The following is a 16,205-nucleotide window of genomic DNA, read 5'->3' as shown; positions in this document are numbered from 1 at the left end:
TAAGCGGAAAACCGCCTACCGCTCGATATAATCCTCCCGCACCAGCCCATGCCGCTGCATCTTCTCGTTCAACGTCCGCCGCGGCAGTTGCAAAGCCTCCATCACCCCCTTGATCTCGCCCTTGCTCTGGCGCAACGCCGCCCGCAAACACTGCGCTTCGAACGCTTCCATCTGCTCGCCCAGCGACTGCCCGGCCGGCACCACTTCACTGTTCGGCGAACCCAGCCCCAGCGCGTGCCGCTCTGCCGCGTTGGCCAACTCGCGCACATTGCCCGGCCAGTCATGGCACAGCAGCTGCGCCAGCTGGCTGGCGCTGAGCACCGGCGCTGTTCGGCCCAGCTTCTCAGCGGCAGCACGGGCAAAGTGCTCGAACAGCAACGGGATGTCTTCACGCCGCTCACGCAACGGCGCCAGCCGCAGCTCGGCGACGTTCAGGCGGTAGGCGAGGTCTTCACGAAAGCGCCCGGCACGGGCTTCTTCCAGCAGGTCGGGTTTGGTCGCGGCGATGATGCGCAAGTCGACGCTGATGCTCTGGTTGGCGCCCAGCCGTTCGAGCTTCTGTTCCTGGATCACGCGCAACAGTTTTGCCTGCTGGGCCAGGGGCATGCTCTCGATCTCATCGAGGAACACCGTGCCACCATTGGCATATTCCAACTTGCCGATCCGTTTGCCCTGGGCGCCCGTGAAGGCACCGCTCTCATGGCCGAACAGCTCGGCCTCGAACAGCGATTCGGGGATTGCCGCGCAGTTGAGGGCAACGAAGGGCTTAGCCGCCCGCGGGCCGAAATCGTGCAGGCAGCGGGCCACGCGCTCCTTGCCACTGCCCGTTTCGCCGCGGATCAGCACATTGACCGGCAAGCCGGCCAGGTCCAGTACCTGCCGACGCAGTTGCTGCAGGCCTTGGGACATGCCTAGCAGGGTGCCTTCGAGGCGCGACTTGAAGTCTGCCTGTTCGTGCAGCCGGCGGTTTTCCAGCACCAGCTGGCGTTTTTCCAGGGCTCGGCGCAGGCTGCCCAGCAGGTGTTGCGGGGTGAAGGGCTTTTCGAGGAAGTCGTAGGCACCGTTGCGCATGGCCTCCACCGCCATCGGTACGTCACCGTGGCCGGTCAGCAGGATCACCGGCAGGTCGGGGTCAGCCGTTTGCAGGCGTTCGAGCAACTGCAGGCCATCGATGCCCGGCATGCGCACATCGCTGATGATCACCCCGGCAAAGTGCTCTGGCAGTTGCGCCAGGCACGCTTCGGCGTGGGCGAACAGTTGCACGCTGAAGCCGGACAGGCTCAGCCATTGCTCGACGGCGGTACGGATACTGGCTTCATCGTCGACAACGATCACTGAATTCAACATACAGGCTCCAGGTCGCGGGGCAGGGTAAGGCTCAGGCGTGCGCCGCCAGGCAGGTTTTCGGCCTGCAGCTGGCCGCCCGCCTCATGCACGATGCCATAGGAAATGGCCAGGCCCAGGCCTAGCCCTTCACCCACCGGCTTGGTGGTGAAAAACGGGTCGAAGACCTTGGCCAGGTGCTCATCATCAATACCGCCCCCAGAATCGAGCACGCTCAGGCGCCACTGGTCGTTATCCAGCTCGATGCGGACCTCCAGGCGCTTGTAGCGTTTGTCGGCCATGGCGTCGAGGGCATTGCGCAGCAGGTTGATCAGCACTTGCTCCAGGCGGATCGCATCACCGCGGACCCAGGCGGGGCGCGCCAGGTACAGCGCTACCTCGACGCCTTCGGTGCGGATGCGCGTGTCCAGCAGGTGCAGTGCCTGGTCGACTACAGAGGCCAGGTCCAGCCGCTCGCGCAGCCCGACCGGGCTGTTGCGGGCAAAGGTTTTCAGGTGGCTGGTGAGCGCGGCCATGCGCGTGAGCATCTGCTCCAGCGGCTCCAGGGCTTGGCGGGCCTCGTCGTAGCGGCCATGGTCGAGCAGCAGGCGCAGGGTCTCCAGTTGCATGCGTTGGGTGGTCAGGGGCTGATTGATCTCGTGGGCCATGGCGGCTGACATCTGCCCCAGTGCAGCCAGCTTGGCCGATTGCACCAGGCCTTCCTGTGCGGTTCGCAGCTCACGGGTGCGCTCCTCGACCTGGCGTTTGAGGGCTTCGCGGCTGCGCTGGCGCAAGCGTGCCAGGCGCAGCCGCTGGCTGACGAACAGCGCCGCGAAGACCAGGCTCAGCCACACGGCGGCGGCCCCCAGGGCGGCATTGCGGCCGTCGGCCGCGACCTGCGGTTTGCGCAGCAGGTGCAAGGTCCAGTCCTCACCGTGCAACGGCAGGCTTTCCCACAGGTATTCGGCGACCCCCTGCGGGCCATGCACGCGGCTCAGGTGGCTGTTGTCGGCAAACTGGGTCAGCACCTGGTGCTGCAACGGCACCAGAGGCTGTTTGTCGTATTGCCGAGTCTCGGCCAGTTCGGCACGGTCAGCGCCGCTGAGCGGCTGCAGCTCGCGGTAGCGCCAACCGTCCTGGTTGGCAATGAAGGTGATACCGCGGGCATCACTGACCAACAGAATATCGCTGCCTTGGCGCCATTCGCGTTCCAGCTCGGGGAACTCGAGCTTGACTACCATGGCACCGAGGAAGCGGCCTTGCTCGTCGGTTACCGCGCTGGCGAGGAAATAGCCTGGCACGCCGCTGGTCACACCGACGGCGTAGAAACGCCCGCTGCCCTGGCTGCGGGTCTGCTTGAAGTAGGGGCGAAAGCCGTAGTTGGAGCCGACGTAGCTGCTCGGCAGTCGCCAGTTGCTGGCCGCGATGGCCAACCCGGTGTGGTCGAGCAGTTCGAGGGTGGACGAGTTGGCGGCACCGTTGATGCGTTCGAGCTTACGGTTCAGGGCGTCCTGTACCGGCTCGCTGACCGGGCCGCGCAACGCTTCGATCAGCTCCGGGTCGAGCGCCAGCACCGCCGGCAGGGCGCGGTAGCGTTCGATCAGGGTGTGCAGTGCGTTGGCATAGAGGCCGAGCTGCTGGCTGGCGCGCTGGGCGTCGTCCTCCATGGCCTGGCGCTTGGCCTGGTGCATTGCCCAGCCCGCGCTGAGGGCGGTGCCGAGCAATATGAACAGGATGATCAGCCCCAGACGCAGGGCGCGAAAGGAAAAAGCCATGGGGCAGATCCGCATGAAAGGGATAGCAGGGCCGGCCTGTTCGCGGGTAAACCCGCGAAGGGCCGGTACTGTTCACAGGCGTGTCACAGCAACTCGAAACTTTGCTGTTGCACCGACTCGGAATCCAACCCTACCTGAACGTTGAACTCGCCAGGTTCGGCAACCCGCTGCAGTTGGCTATTGTAGAACTTCAGGTCTTCTTCGCTGATGCGGAAGGTCAATGTCCGTGACTCGCCGGCCTTGAGCGGCAGTTTCTGGAAGTTCTTCAGCTCCTTGACCGGGCGGCTCATGGACGCCGAAACGTCCTGCAGATACAGCTGCACCACGGTTTCGCCGTCGCGTTTGCCGGTGTTCTTCACCGTGACCTTGGCCTCCAGCGTATCGCCACGCTTGAGGTCCTTGGCCGACAGGGTCAGGCCCGACAGTTCGAAGCTGCTGTAGCTCAAACCATAACCAAACGGATACAACGGGCCGTTGGGCTCTTCGAAGTACTGCGAGGTGTAGTTGCCAGGCTTGCCGGGGGTGAACGGCCGGCCAATGCGTGTGTGGTTGTAGTACATCGGAATCTGCCCGACCGAACGCGGGAAGGTGATGGCCAGTTTGCCGGACGGGTTGTAATCGCCGAACAGCACGTCGGCGATGGCATTGCCGCCCTCGGTGCCGCTGAACCAGGTTTCGAGCAGGGCGTCGGCCTGCTCACGCTCCCAGGCGATCGACAGCGGCCGGCCATTCATCAGCACCAGTACCAGCGGTTTGCCGGTGGCTTTCAGGGCCTTGATCAGCTCGCGCTGGCTGGCCGGGATCTCCAGGGTGGTGCGGCTCGACGACTCGTGGGACATGCCGCGCGACTCGCCGACCACTGCCACTACCACGTCGGCCTGCTGGGCCGCCTTGACTGCTTCATCGATCAGCACGGCGGCTGGGCGCAGGTCATCGACGATTTCCGGGGCATCGAAGTTGAGGAAGTTCAGATAGTCGAAGATCGCCTTGTCGCCGGTGATGTTGGAGCCTTTGGCGTAGACCAGCTTGGCCTTGCCATCCATGGCGCGGCGCAGGCCTTCGCGCACGGTCACCGAATGCACCGGTTTGCCGTCGGCGGCCCAGCTGCCCATCATGTCGATCGGTGCATCGGCCAGCGGGCCGACCAGGGCGATCGTGCCGGCCTTCTTCAGGGGCAGGGTCTGGTTGCGGTTTTCCAGCAGGACCAGGCTGCGGCGGGCCACGTCACGCGCGGCGTCGCGGTGCAGGCGGTCGTTGCCGTAGTAGTCCTTGAGGTCGGTTTCGGCCTTGCCGATTCGCACGTACGGGTCTTTGAACAGGCCCATGTCGTACTTGGCGCCCAGCACTTCGCGCACCGCCTGGTCCAGCTCGCCCTGGGTCACTTCGCCGGCCTTCAGCAGCCCTGGCAGCTCTTCGCCGTACAGGGTGTCGTTCATGCTCATGTCGATGCCGGCCTTGATCGCAAGCTTCGCGGCTTCTCGGCCGTCGCGGGCGACGCCGTGGCGAATCAGCTCCTGGATGGCGCCGTGGTCGCTGATGGTCACGCCCTTGAAGCCCCACTCCTTGCGCAGCAGGTCGTTCATCAACCAGGTATTGGAGGTGGCTGGCACGCCATTGATCGAGTTGAGCGCCACCATCACTCCGCCCGCACCTGCGTCGAGCGCGGCGCGGTAGGGCGGCAGGTAGTCGTTGTACATTTTCGGCAGGCTCATATCGACCGTGTTGTAGTCGCGGCCGCCTTCCACCGCGCCGTACAGGGCGAAGTGCTTGACGATGGCCATGATGCTGTCGGGGTTGGCCGGGCTGCTGCCCTGGAACGAGCGGACCATCACCTGGCCGATTCTGGAGGTCAGGTAGGTGTCTTCACCGAAACCTTCACTGGTGCGGCCCCAGCGCGGGTCGCGGGCGATATCGACCATCGGGGCGAAGGTCATGTCCAGGGCGTCGGCCGCGGCTTCGATGGCTGCGGTGCGGCCGACCTTGGCAATGGCGTCCATGTCCCAGGTGGCGGCCATGCCCAGGCCGATCGGGAAAATGGTGCGTTCGCCGTGCACGGTGTCGTAGGCGAAGAACATCGGAATCTTCAGACGGCTGCGCATGGCCGCGTCCTGCATCGGCCGGTTCTCGGGCGCGGTGCGCGAGTTGAAGGTACCGCCGATACGCCCTGCGGCGATTTCCTCGCGGATCTTCTCGTGCGGCATCTCCGGGCCGATGCTGATCAGGCGCAACTGGCCGATCTTCTCGGCCTCGGTCATCTGGCTGATCAGGTGATTGATGAACGCCTGCTTGTCTTGCAGGGGCGGGGCGGTTTGGGCGGCGAGGGCCGCCTGACTGGCAAGGCCCATGGCCAGGCCCAGCAAAGACAGTTTCATCATGGATTCCGTTGTGGGGCCTCTACCGTATCCACAGTGATACGCGCGCGGCCGAAGTTATCAGGCGACTATTGTTGTACAGTTCGGGGGCAATGCTGCCAGCGGCGGATTATGCCTGAATATATCGGCTGCCGATGGCGCCCTGCGTGCCTGGACAACAACAATAAGAACGATCGAGAGACCGCTGGCATGACCCCTTTCAACGAATACGATCAACGCCAGATCGCCGAAGCCATTGCCCGCGCCGAACGGCGCACCGATGCCGAACTGGTCACGGTGCTGGCCAGGCGTGCCGACGATTACGCCTACCTGCCGCTGTTCTGGGCTGCCGTGCTGGCCTTGGCCGTGCCTGGCCTGCTGCAGTTAGTGCTTGGCTGGCCCGGTATGCGTGGCCTGCTGGTGGCCAATGTGCTGGTGTTCATCGGTTTGTGCCTGCTGTTGCGCAACCCGCGCCTGGCCGGCTGGTTGATCCCCCGTGCCTTGCGCCGCTGGCGTGCGTCGAGCCTGGCCCGTCAGCAGTTTCGCGAGCAGAACCTGCAGCGCACCACGGCTGCCACGGGGGTGCTGATTTTCGTCAGCGAGGCGGAGCGGCATGTGGAGATCCTGGTCGACCAAGGGGTCGAGCGTTACCTCGATGCCAGCGCCCGCGCGGCCATCGTCGGCCGTTTTGCCGAACAGGTCCGCCAGGGTCGGACCGTGCAGGGGTTTGTCGAATGCATCGAGGCCTGTGGCGAGGCACTCAGCCAGCATGTACCCCCCACCCATACGCGCAACGAGCTGCCTAATCGCCTGGTCATTCTGGACTGAACGCGGCTGGCGAGTGAGGGGGCGGCAAGCTCGCCGCCACACCTGTAGAATACGGGGTATTGCGCAACGCGCCCCCTGCTACCCGAGGCACCGTTTTTCATGTCCGCCAGTTCTTCTGCTTCAACCGCGCCAGATGCGCGTGCCCAGTTCCTCGCGCTGTTGAGCACCGCCCTGCACGGCAATACCTTGGTCAAACTGGTGCTGGCGCGCCACGTCGGTGCCGACTCGACCTTGCAGCGGATCATCGCCAAACCGTTGCAGGTCAAGGGCCAGCCCTGCCTGTCGCTGGTGTATCGCCACCAGACCCGGGACATCACCCGCAACCTGCCGCTGGAGCAGGCCGAAGTGCTGGTGGCTGAATTGCTGCCTGAGAGTTTTCGCAATGCCCACCTGTTCGATGCCGACGGCGAAGTGCAGTTGACGTTCAGCAAGAAGGGCAAGCCCATGCTCCAGCGCCACGGCGCCCAGGCCCCGCGTGAAGCGGCAGCGAGCAGTGCCCATGACCGCGAGAAGAAGCGCTACCTGGAATTGTCGCGGCCCTTCCTGCGTGACCTGGGTGTGACCGATGCACAAGGGGCGTTGATCCCGTCGATGTCGCGCAAGTGGAAGCAGATCAACAAGTTCATCGAGGTGTTCGAGCACGCCCTGGCCAGCGCGCCGGTGCCAGCCGAACAGGCCCTGCGGGTGGCCGACTTCGGCTCGGGCAAGGGCTACCTGACCTTTGCCATGCACGACTACCTGCGCAATACCCTGGGCCGCGAAGCCCAGGTGACGGGTGTCGAGCTGCGCCAGGAAATGGTCGACCTGTGCAACGCCGCCGCTGCGCGGCTTGAGCACCCTGGCCTTGAGTTCCAGTGCGGTGATGTGCGCAGCGTGGTGCCCGAAGCGATCGAGGTGATGATCGCCTTGCACGCCTGCGACATCGCCACCGACTACGCCATCCACACCGGCATCCGTTGCAACGCCGCGATCATCATGTGTTCGCCGTGCTGTCACAAACAGATCCGCCCGCAGTTGCACAGCCCGGGGTTGCTGCAGCCGATGCTGCAGTACGGCCTGCACCTGGGGCAGCAGGCCGAGATGCTCACCGACAGCCTGCGCGCGCTGTACCTGGAAGCCTGTGGTTATGAGACCAAGGTGTTCGAGTTCATCTCGCTGGAGCACACCAACAAGAACAAGATGATTCTGGCGGTGAAGCGCAGGCAGGCGGTGGATAACGGGGCGCTGCTGGAGAAGATTGCGCAGCTCAAGGCGTTTTATGGGGTGCAGGAGCATTGCCTGGAGACACTGTTGCGCGGGGATGGGTTGATCTGAGCGCGGCAACTGGCACCAGCCCCCATTCATACCAGCCGGGCCGAAGGTGCATTGTTCCTGAATACGCGTAGGAGAATTCTCAAGACCACCTAGCGGCCGAGTTTGGCGCGAGGATAGCTGTAGTGTGGCGTGCATGCGTCAGATGGCTTGGTTGTCATTTGACAACTTTGTTATTGCAAGCCCACACTGGAGAAAAGCTGATGACACGCCCCAGTCATGCCAAGAAGGAGGTCGAGCAGGCCTTGAAGCACGCTGAGTTACAGGGGTGGCGAGTCGTGGTGGGTGGGGGGCATTGCTGGGGGAAGATGTATTGCCCCTTCAACGACACCGATTGCCGTTGTGCAGAGTTTTGCATCACTAGCGTCTGGAGTACCCCCAAGAATCCTGGAAATTTCGCACGCCAGCTCCGGCGTGTCGTGGATAACTGCTCTGGCAACAGGATGGCGAAAGGCGCAGCAAATGTGGCTGAGGAACGGTAGCGATGGAATATGAATTCACCCTCAAGTATCAACTGAACGAAGACGAAGATGCCGATGCGCTTCTGGAGCGCCTGGCCCAGGCAGGCTGTGAGGACGCATTGGTTGGCGTAGGCCAGCCCGGTCGCTTGGCGCTGGCTTTTGTCCGCGAGTCTCCATCGGCCCGGGAGGCCATCGAGAGTGCGCTCAAGGATGTTCGCGAAGCAGTGCCTGAGGCACGCCTGATCGAAGCGACGCCAGACCTCGTCGGGCTTACTGATGTGGCTGAAATCGTGGGTGTTTCGCGCCAGAACATGCGCAAACTGATGCTCTCACACGCTCATAGCTTCCCTGCGCCCATTCACGAGGGAAGTGCTTCGCTTTGGCATCTGGCTGAAATTCTGGTTTGGTTGCAAGCCCGCGGCAGCTACGCTATCGGCCAGGAGACCCTTGAACTGGCTCGCGTCGCGATGACGGTCAATGTATCAAGCGCATACCAGCGCGTCTTCGGTGATTCACCGAAGCTGGCCTATTGAACCGATAAGCCCTGCTCGCCTCAACGGCGAGCAGTCGGCACCTCGATCGCCAGTTCCGCCAACCCCAACGGATGCGTGCTCGCATCGAAAAAGTGCAGCGCAGTCGCCGGCAGATCCCCGAACCGATCAATGTAGTGCTGCTTCTGATTGATCACTGAAGCCTCCCCCAACGGCCGGATGGCAATCGACAAATGGCGGGGGCGAGCTTGGCGAACAGCCTCGACCAAGTGCTGGTCACTGTTGTCCAGATGCTGCCCGAACAGGCACAGCCCCTGGCTTTCCTGCGCGAGTTGCCCCAGGCACCAGTTCAGGTAGTCCGAGTGACGAATAGCGCGAAGCTTCTCGTCGCTGCGGTCTTCGTTGACGAACAACGGCACTTCACCCGGAATGTTCACGGCAAAGCCATCGAGCAGTTCGGCGCTTTCGGCGCTGCGCTGGCGGGTAGTGCCATCCGGCAGCTTCAGCAGGTGCAGGCCGCCATGCAGGTGCAGTACGCGGGTGCCTTCGCTGCGGGTGCGGCGTACGTCGAAAAAACCCTGCTCATCGAACAGCTCGGCAAAACCTTGCGGGGCGTGCTGCACGGCCCATGGCAGGATCAGGTCGTAGTTGCTGGTGTAGATGTTGCGATAGCCGCGCAGGGCCTGGTTCAGCGTGGCCAGCGTGGTGGCCGGCATCAGCGGCCAGGGCAGGTGCAGCGTGCGCACAGCATGGATCAGCGCTTCCTTGATCGAGTAATAGCGGTTCAGCGGCGCGGTGGAGTTGATGGCCAGGGCGGCATTGGCCCGTACGGTGGTGTTCAGCGCGCTGAGCACCGGCTCGAACAGTTCCGTGGAAAGCGACTTGAACAGGGCCTGGTCACTGATCGCCAAACCCTTCTTACGGCCCGCACGTTGCGCTTCCTCGAACAGCGAGAAATAGCCAAACGGCTTCCACAGTGCGCGGCTGGCGCCGTTGCCCAGCAGCAGGGCGTCGCAAGGGTGGCGTTGGTCGAGTGCTGGCCAGGTGGCGAGGTGAGTGTCAGGTGCGGGCATGCGGGGTCCGTTGGGCGGCGCGGGAAACGGGGGCGACTTTAACATGCCAGGCAAGCCCCTGGTGATTGAGGCTGGCGATGGCCAGAAGGCTTGCATGATAATGATATTGATTCATATTAACGCCGCGGCGTTCAATGACCTCCTTCCTTTATTCAGCCGCTGGCGCACGGCTCCTATTGCGCCATACCCGGTAAGCGCGGATCCCGGCCCGTACCGAGCCGAACAGCAGTTTGTCCTCCATCTCCCGGGCCATCCCTGAGCGCACCAGCATGCGCAGGAAGGTGCCACGGGCGCGGGCGATGGCGAAGAAGATGCCTTGGGCGGCCAGGGTGTCGCGCACCTCGCGCAGTGCGGCGATGCCGCTGACGTCGATGCTGGTCACCGCTTCGGCATCGAACAGCACGGCCTTGGGTTGGGCCTGGCTCTGCACGGCTTCCAGCAGGCGCATCTTGAAGTAGTCGGCGTTGAAGAACAGGATCGCGTCGTCGAAGCGGTACACCACCAGGCCCGGCACGGTGCGGGCGTCCTTGAACTTGCGGATGTCGACCTGGCCCTCGGTGCCTGGCAGCCAGCCCAGCACCGCGTCGGTGGGTTGGTAGATGCTGTACAGCAAGCGCAGGATCGCCAGGGTCACGGCAAATACGATACCCGGCAGCACGCCCAGGCCCAGTACGCCAACCGTGGTCAGCAGGCACAGCCAGAACTCGAAGCGGCTCAGGCGCCTTATGGTCTTCAGCGACTTGATGTCGATCAGCCCCCAGCCTGCCATCAGCAGCACGGCGCCCAGCGCCGCCTGGGGGATCCAGGCCATGGGGGCGGTGAAAAACAGCAAAATCAGGGCGATCACCAGCGCGGCGATGATCCCCACCAGTTGGCTCTTGCCGCCGACCATGTCGTTGACTGCGGTGCGTGAATCGGCGCCACTGATGGCAAACCCTTGGGACATCCCCGCAGCCAGGTTGCTTACGCCCAGCGCCACGAACTCATGGTTGGCATTGATGGCATAGCCATGGCGCGCAGCAAAGCTGCGGGCGGTGAGCATCGCGCTGCAGAAACTGACGGTGGCGATACCCAAGGCATCGCGCAACAGGCTCTTCATTTCTGCCAGGTTGCTTTGCGGCCAGGCCAGTTGCGGCATGCCGGCCGGTACCGGGCCGAGGATAGCGACACCCAAGCGGTCCAGGCCGAACAGGCCGACCAGTACGGTGAACAGTGCCACGGCCACCAGCGCCGCAGGCAGCCGTGGGTAGCGCTGTGGCAACCAGATCAGCAGGGCCAGCGCGCACAGGCCGATGGCCAGGGTAGGCAGGTGAATCTCGCCCAGGCGCTGCAGGAAGTTGACCAGGCTGAGGATGAACCCATCGCCCTCGATCTTGAACCCCACCACCTTGGACAACTGCCCGGCGATCAGGCTCAGCCCGATGCCGTTGAGGTAGCCGATCAGGATCGGCCGCGAGAAGAAACTGGCGATGAAGCCCGCTCGGGCCAGCCCCGCCGCGATCAGCATCAAGCCAACCAGCACGGTGACGATCACCGACAGTTCGGCGATGCGCTGTGGGTCGCCCAGTGCCAGGGGCGCCACGGCGCCGGCGATCATTGCGCAAGTGGCGGCGTCCGGGCCGACCATCAGCTGGCGCGAACTGCCGATCAGGGCGTACACCATCATGGGCAGTACGCACGCATACAGGCCATATTGCGGTGGCAGGCCGACGATCTGGGCGTAGGCGATGGCGATGGGGATCTGGATGGCGGCAACCGACAACCCGGCCTGCAGGTCAGCGTGGAACCACGCGCGGCGGTAGTGCAGCAGGTTGGCGAGGCCAGGTAGCCAGCGGGACAGAAACATGCGGGGTCCTTTCTGAATGTTTCACGAATCCCTGAAGCATATGCGCTTCAAGCCGTTTCGCTTGCAAGCGGATTCGTCGGTCGCGCATTCAAGCGGATCGGCAACAAAGTGGCCATGGGCCAGGTCAAGGAAAGGGCTTGGAGATGGAAAGGCGGGGACCAGAAACGAAAAAAGGAGCCAAGGCTCCTTTAAACAGCGATGACGTTGCTGGAACGTCATGCGGGAATGCGTGGTGGAGCGGGTAGAGGGAATCGAACCCTCAACTAAAGCTTGGGAAGCTTTCGTTTTGCCACTAAACTATACCCGCGTCTGCGTTCGACTTTTTACCAGAACCCTTCACGAATTAGAAGCCCAAGTTATAAAAAAGCTTGTCGGCGGCCCATAGCCTGCGGGTAATCACTACAGGACGCCGATGCGCTCAGATGGCCAGTGCATGCTGCCCCTGTACGTGCTGGTAGCGTTGACGTGGCTCACGCTCGGTTGGCTTGAGGAAGCCGAGCAGTACGCTGCGGGTGTCTTCGCAGGCTGCCTTGGTCTCCATGTCGAGGAAGTGCCCGGCATCGCGGATGACACTGAAGTGGCTCTTGCCTACATGGCGGCCAAACTCACGGGCATCTTCGGCCGTGGTGTATTCGTCACGTTCGCCGTTGATGAACAGCACCGGGATGTCGATGTTGCGCGCCCTGCTCAATGCCCGTTCCAGGTCATGTTGCAGCACCTCGTTGATGTGAAAGTGCATCTGCGCGTACTCGTGGCTGTCCAGGCTGCTGACGTGGCGGTAGTTGAAGCGCTTGAACAGTGACGGCAGGTGCTTGCCGATGGTGTCGTTGACCAGGTTGCCGACCTGGTAGCGATCACAGGCGGCCAAGTACTGGCAGCCACGGTCCAGGTAGTCGCGCATCGGTTCATTGATCACCGGCGAGAACGAACTCACCACGGCCTTCTTCACCCGCCGCGGCTGGTGCGCCAGCGCCAGCAGCGTGCTTGCACCGCCCCACGAGAACGACATCACGTGGTCGGCCTGGAAGTGCTCGATCAGCTCAAGAAGGATATGCGCCTCGGCCTCCTTGGTAATCAGCCGCTCCTGGCGGTTGTGCGGCTTGGACTTGCCGGCGTACGGCTGGTCGAACAGCACGACGTTGAATTGCGGGTGCAGGTTACGCACCGTCTGGGCGAACGAGGCCGTAGTGGCCAGCGAGCCGTTGATCAAAATGATCGTCTTCTCGGCTGCATCCGCGCGATGGAACTCCGTGTAAACCCGATACTGACCTTGGATATCAAGTACAGCAATTTCTGGCCTCATGTCATCGACTCCTGGCGCAAAAAGGGTATTCGCGTCACCTAGGGTGCACGTTCTTTATGACAGGTAGGCATTTGCCTTGAAGAGTAACGGGGGGCCCAGTGTCGATCCTTGGCACACGTGTCGACGGTATTGTTTTTGGCGGGCAATTTGCCGTGCCCCAAGGCATCTAGGCCTTGGGTGGCCGGCAAAAAGTGTCTTCGGCTGCGGGCGTGACTCACGAGTCACATGCAGACTGACGATTTGGATTCAAGCAGTGGCCTGGGAATCCTGCAAGTGCCGTTCGGGTAAAAATGTGACCTGAACCGCTGGGCGGTCGTATTGGACCAGGCAGAGGCCTAGACGCCGGCAACTTCCTCGTCGGTCAACGCCCTGTAGGCGCCTGGCGCCAACCCTGGGTCCAGGCGAATCGCGCCCATGCTCTCACGGTGCAACCCCACCACCTTGTTGTCGAAATGGCCGAACATGCGTTTGACCTGATGGTACCGCCCCTCGACGATCGCCAGCCGGGCCCGGCGCGGGCCGAGGATGTCGAGCTGGGCGGGCAGGGTGGTGAGGTTTTCGAATGCAAAGTACAGGCCTTGCTGGAACGTGGCGGCATAGTGCGGGCCAATGTCGTCCTCGGTCTCGACCAGGTAATGCTTGGGCAGCTTGGTGGTTGGCTGGGTCAGGCGCCGTGACCATTGGCCGTCGTTGGTCAGGATCAGCAGGCCGGTGGTGTTGAAGTCCAGGCGCCCGGCAATGTGCAGGTCCTCGCGCATCTCGGCGGGCAGTAGCTCAAGCACCGTGCGGTGCTGCGGGTCGAGCGTGGCACTGACGTACCCGGCTGGCTTGTTGAGCATCAGGTAGCGCGCCGGCCGCCCGGCCTGCAGCAGTTGCTCATCCACTTCGACGCGGCTGAACTCACGCACCGGGGTCAACGGGTCGGCCGCGACGATGCCATCGACCCGCACACGGCGCTGCACCAGCAGCAGGCGAACTTGCTGGCGGTTGTAACAGGGCAGGTTGGCAAGGAAACGGTCAAGGCGCATGGCGAACAGGGCAGAAGAAGCGGGCGCGCAGTCTAGCGCTTTGTGCCGGGCGCTGCTGCCTGCAGTTGCGTTTCGACTGCTGCACAGCGTGGGCACAGGCAGGCCTTGTCCCTTAATTCGGCGGGCAGGGCCTGGAGCACGGCGGGGTCGATGGTCACGCTGTAGCACCAACAGGCCTGGGTGGCGCTGCGGGGGTCGGCGAGGCTGCACTGGTTGAGGGCGCCGCAGGCGGGGCAGTGCTGGCTGTCATTCATGGCTGGGTCCGGGGGCTTCACTGCAGACGCGGTTGCGGCCGGCCTGCTTGGCACGATAGAGCGCGCGGTCGGCGCGGGTCAGCAGGGCATGCAAGGTATCACCCGGCTGCAGGCTGCTAAGGCCGATGCTGGTGGTCAGGCGCAAGGGTTGGTCGTCATAGCTGAAGGTCAGTTGCTCGGTGCGGCGACGGATTTTCTCCGCCACTTCGATGGCTTGCCGGCCTTGTGCTTCACGCAGCAGCACGATGAACTCCTCACCGCCCCACCGGCACAGTATATCCGACTGGCGCAGGCTGCCCTGCAGCACATTGGCGAACTGGCGCAGCACTTCGTCGCCTGCCAGGTGGCCGTGGGTGTCGTTGAGGGCCTTGAAGTGGTCAAGGTCGATCAACAGCGCCACCAGTGGGCCGCTGTCACGCTGGGCTTCATGCAAGGCCTGGGCGGCCAGCAGGTCGAAGCTGCGCCGGTTGGGCAGGCCGGTAAGGCTGTCGAGGGTGGCCAGCGCCTCGGTGCTGGCCTGGTGGCGCTTGACCATGGCATGCACCAGCGCCAGCACCACCAGGGTGATCATCGCGCAGATCGCCAGGTTCAGGTACAGCGAGTGGCGGATGCGGTCCAGAGCACCGGTCTCGCGCTTGTCCACCAGCAGATACCAGTCCAGCTCGGGAAGGTGGCGCACATTCAGGAAGTGGCTGTGGTTGTCGCTGTCGCGGTATTCGTGGCTGCCTTCACCGGGTATCGGTTGCTGGGCCAGCAGGTCGCTCAGTTCGGGGTTGTCGCTCAGCGGCTGGCCGACCCGCAGGCCATGCGGGCCACCGTCGGAGCCGGTCAGCAGGACCTTGCCCTTGGCGTCGGTGAACAGCACCGAGCGCTGGTAGCGCCGCTGGTACTGGTCGATCAGCTTGACCACCGACGACACGCTCAGGCCTACGCCGGCGGCGCCGATAAAGCGCTGTTGGTAATCCAGCACCTGGTAGTTGATGAATACCGTCAGGCTGTCCTGGTTGGCCATGTCCAGGTCGACGTTGATCTCGTAGGGTGCCTTGAGGTCGCGCAGGCGGAAGTACCAGGCATCGCGCCAGCTGCCTGGCTTGATCTGCTTGAGCACACCCTTGGCCTGATAGTAGGTGAGGCTGCGTTCAGAGACGAAAAACGAGGTGAAGGTGTCCTGCTTGCCCATGATCTCGCCCAGGTAGCGGGTGATGCGCTGGGTGTCCTGCTCACCGGACAGCACCCAGTCCCGCAGGAAGGTGTCCTGGGCCATCATCGAGGCGATCAGCACGGGGCGGATCAGGTCTTTCTGGATTTCCGAATAGACCGTGTCGGAGGTCAGTGGCAGTTCGGTATTGACGATGCCATCGCGGATGGCGCTGCGCGAGGCGAAGTAGCTGAGCAGTGAGGTGGCGAGGAAGCCGCTGGCCAGCAACATCAGCAGGGTAATGATCAGCGAGCGCTGCGAAAACAGAGCGGAACGTACAGGCATGATCTTCCCGTGATGTGTGCCAAGGCGCTCATTCTAGTGAGATGGCCGGCAAATGACTGCAAGTTTTTCAGGGTTATCCGAGCTGTTTCAAATTATTGCAAAAATGGCACTGCACCCGGGTCTGGCGGTCTTATTCAGTATCGATGAACGCCTTACGCATCGATGCTCGCCAGCGCCGCTGTGCGGGCACTCCAGCGGTCCAGGAGGCCGCCATGTCCTATCGAATTCTGTTGATCGCCCTGCTGGGTCTGATGACGTCCGCCTGCGCCCCTTACTACGGTGGCGGGGGCTACTACCGTTCCGATTACTACACCAGCGACCGCTACGTGTCGCCGGGGTATTACCGCCACGACCGCTACTATGTGGCGCCGCAACCGCGCTACTACTACCAGCCAGCACCGCGCTACTACCGCCCGGCGCCGGTGCCGCAATACAGGCCACACCCCCAGCCAGGGATGAACCAGTGGCACGGTAACCCGCGGTATGACTATGGCAATCGCCAGCGCTATGACTATGGGCGCGACCGCGATCGTCACGACTATCGCGATGGCAGCCAGCGTTACCAGAACGATCGCTGGCACTCCAATGGGCGTGGGGATCGTGACCGCAGGCCGGAGGGCGGCCGGGGGCAGGGCCGCAACTGGCAGCGGTGATGCAATGGGGGGCGCTTTGCGCCCC

Annotated in this window: 14 protein-coding genes and 1 tRNA gene; 5 read left to right on the top strand and 10 right to left on the bottom strand. The window is 63.3% G+C overall.

The genetic code is table 11. The features are described 5' to 3' along the window. Positions 1 to 15 precede the first annotated feature (15 nt). The 3 genes from LJX93_RS21560 to bglX form a co-directional block, all read right to left on the bottom strand. Positions 16 to 1,347: a sigma-54-dependent transcriptional regulator gene (locus LJX93_RS21560; protein WP_047583609.1), complete on the bottom strand. Its 1,332-nt coding sequence runs from the start codon at positions 1,345 to 1,347 to the stop codon at positions 16 to 18. Then, positions 1,341 to 3,098 carry a sensor histidine kinase gene (locus LJX93_RS21555; protein WP_047583610.1) on the bottom strand — a complete coding sequence of 586 codons (1,758 nt, stop codon included), beginning with the start codon at positions 3,096 to 3,098 and terminating at the stop codon, positions 1,341 to 1,343. Before LJX93_RS21555 ends, LJX93_RS21560 begins: the two co-directional genes overlap by 7 nt. 83 nt (positions 3,099 to 3,181) lie before the next feature. Next, positions 3,182 to 5,473 carry a beta-glucosidase BglX gene (bglX, locus tag LJX93_RS21550; RefSeq protein WP_047583611.1) on the bottom strand — a complete coding sequence of 764 codons (2,292 nt, stop codon included), beginning with the start codon at positions 5,471 to 5,473 and terminating at the stop codon, positions 3,182 to 3,184. A gap of 186 nt (positions 5,474 to 5,659) precedes the next feature. Here bglX and LJX93_RS21545 point away from each other — a divergent pair, with 186 nt between their 5' ends. The 4 genes from LJX93_RS21545 (at position 5,660) to LJX93_RS21530 (ending at position 8,582) form a co-directional block, all read left to right on the top strand. Then, complete coding sequence (locus tag LJX93_RS21545; protein WP_033702995.1) at positions 5,660 to 6,277, top strand: TPM domain-containing protein; 618 nt, start codon at positions 5,660 to 5,662, stop codon at positions 6,275 to 6,277. 99 nt (positions 6,278 to 6,376) lie between these two features. Next, the gene (locus LJX93_RS21540; protein ID WP_047583613.1) at positions 6,377 to 7,591 is read left to right on the top strand and encodes a class I SAM-dependent methyltransferase; all 1,215 of its coding nucleotides are present in this window, start codon (positions 6,377 to 6,379) and stop codon (positions 7,589 to 7,591) included. Positions 7,592 to 7,791: 200 nt separating this feature from the next. Next, a complete protein-coding gene (locus LJX93_RS21535) occupies positions 7,792 to 8,070 on the top strand; it encodes a hypothetical protein (protein ID WP_047583614.1) in 279 nt (92 codons plus the stop codon). A 2-nt stretch (positions 8,071 to 8,072) separates the two neighbouring features. Beyond that, on the top strand, positions 8,073 to 8,582 hold the full coding sequence (locus LJX93_RS21530) for a helix-turn-helix transcriptional regulator (RefSeq protein ID WP_047583615.1): 510 nt from the start codon (positions 8,073 to 8,075) through the stop codon (positions 8,580 to 8,582). 20 nt (positions 8,583 to 8,602) lie between these two features. Here the strand turns inward: LJX93_RS21530 and LJX93_RS21525 are convergent, their stop codons facing one another. The 7 genes from LJX93_RS21525 to LJX93_RS21495 form a co-directional block, all read right to left on the bottom strand. After that, positions 8,603 to 9,613: a DUF4917 family protein gene (locus LJX93_RS21525; RefSeq protein ID WP_227696406.1), complete on the bottom strand. Its 1,011-nt coding sequence runs from the start codon at positions 9,611 to 9,613 to the stop codon at positions 8,603 to 8,605. Between the two features lie 148 nt (positions 9,614 to 9,761). After that, positions 9,762 to 11,459, bottom strand: a complete 1,698-nt coding sequence (locus LJX93_RS21520; RefSeq protein ID WP_227696405.1) for a SulP family inorganic anion transporter — start codon at positions 11,457 to 11,459, stop codon at positions 9,762 to 9,764. Positions 11,460 to 11,692: 233 nt separating this feature from the next. Further along, positions 11,693 to 11,766 (bottom strand) — tRNA-Gly (locus LJX93_RS21515). Positions 11,767 to 11,877: 111 nt separating this feature from the next. Then, the gene (locus LJX93_RS21510; protein WP_033702732.1) at positions 11,878 to 12,762 is read right to left on the bottom strand and encodes an alpha/beta fold hydrolase; all 885 of its coding nucleotides are present in this window, start codon (positions 12,760 to 12,762) and stop codon (positions 11,878 to 11,880) included. 335 nt (positions 12,763 to 13,097) lie between these two features. Beyond that, complete coding sequence (locus LJX93_RS21505) at positions 13,098 to 13,790, bottom strand: pseudouridine synthase (protein WP_033702731.1); 693 nt, start codon at positions 13,788 to 13,790, stop codon at positions 13,098 to 13,100. A 32-nt stretch (positions 13,791 to 13,822) separates the two neighbouring features. Beyond that, the gene (locus LJX93_RS21500) at positions 13,823 to 14,044 is read right to left on the bottom strand and encodes a cysteine-rich CWC family protein (RefSeq protein ID WP_033702730.1); all 222 of its coding nucleotides are present in this window, start codon (positions 14,042 to 14,044) and stop codon (positions 13,823 to 13,825) included. After that, the gene (locus LJX93_RS21495; protein ID WP_033702729.1) at positions 14,037 to 15,527 is read right to left on the bottom strand and encodes a sensor domain-containing diguanylate cyclase; all 1,491 of its coding nucleotides are present in this window, start codon (positions 15,525 to 15,527) and stop codon (positions 14,037 to 14,039) included. The genes LJX93_RS21500 and LJX93_RS21495 overlap by 8 nt, the downstream gene beginning before the upstream one ends. 212 nt (positions 15,528 to 15,739) lie before the next feature. Between LJX93_RS21495 and LJX93_RS21490 the strand changes: the two genes are divergently transcribed. Continuing rightward, on the top strand, positions 15,740 to 16,180 hold the full coding sequence (locus tag LJX93_RS21490; RefSeq protein ID WP_033702728.1) for a hypothetical protein: 441 nt from the start codon (positions 15,740 to 15,742) through the stop codon (positions 16,178 to 16,180). The last annotated feature ends 25 nt before the right edge of the window (positions 16,181 to 16,205 follow it).

The organism is Pseudomonas sp. HN2-3 (assembly GCF_020691745.1).
GTDB classification, from domain to species: Bacteria; Pseudomonadota; Gammaproteobacteria; order Pseudomonadales; family Pseudomonadaceae; genus Aquipseudomonas; species Aquipseudomonas capeferrum.
Note: the sequence above shows the minus strand (reverse complement) of the source record. Positions and strands in the feature narration are given on the sequence as shown.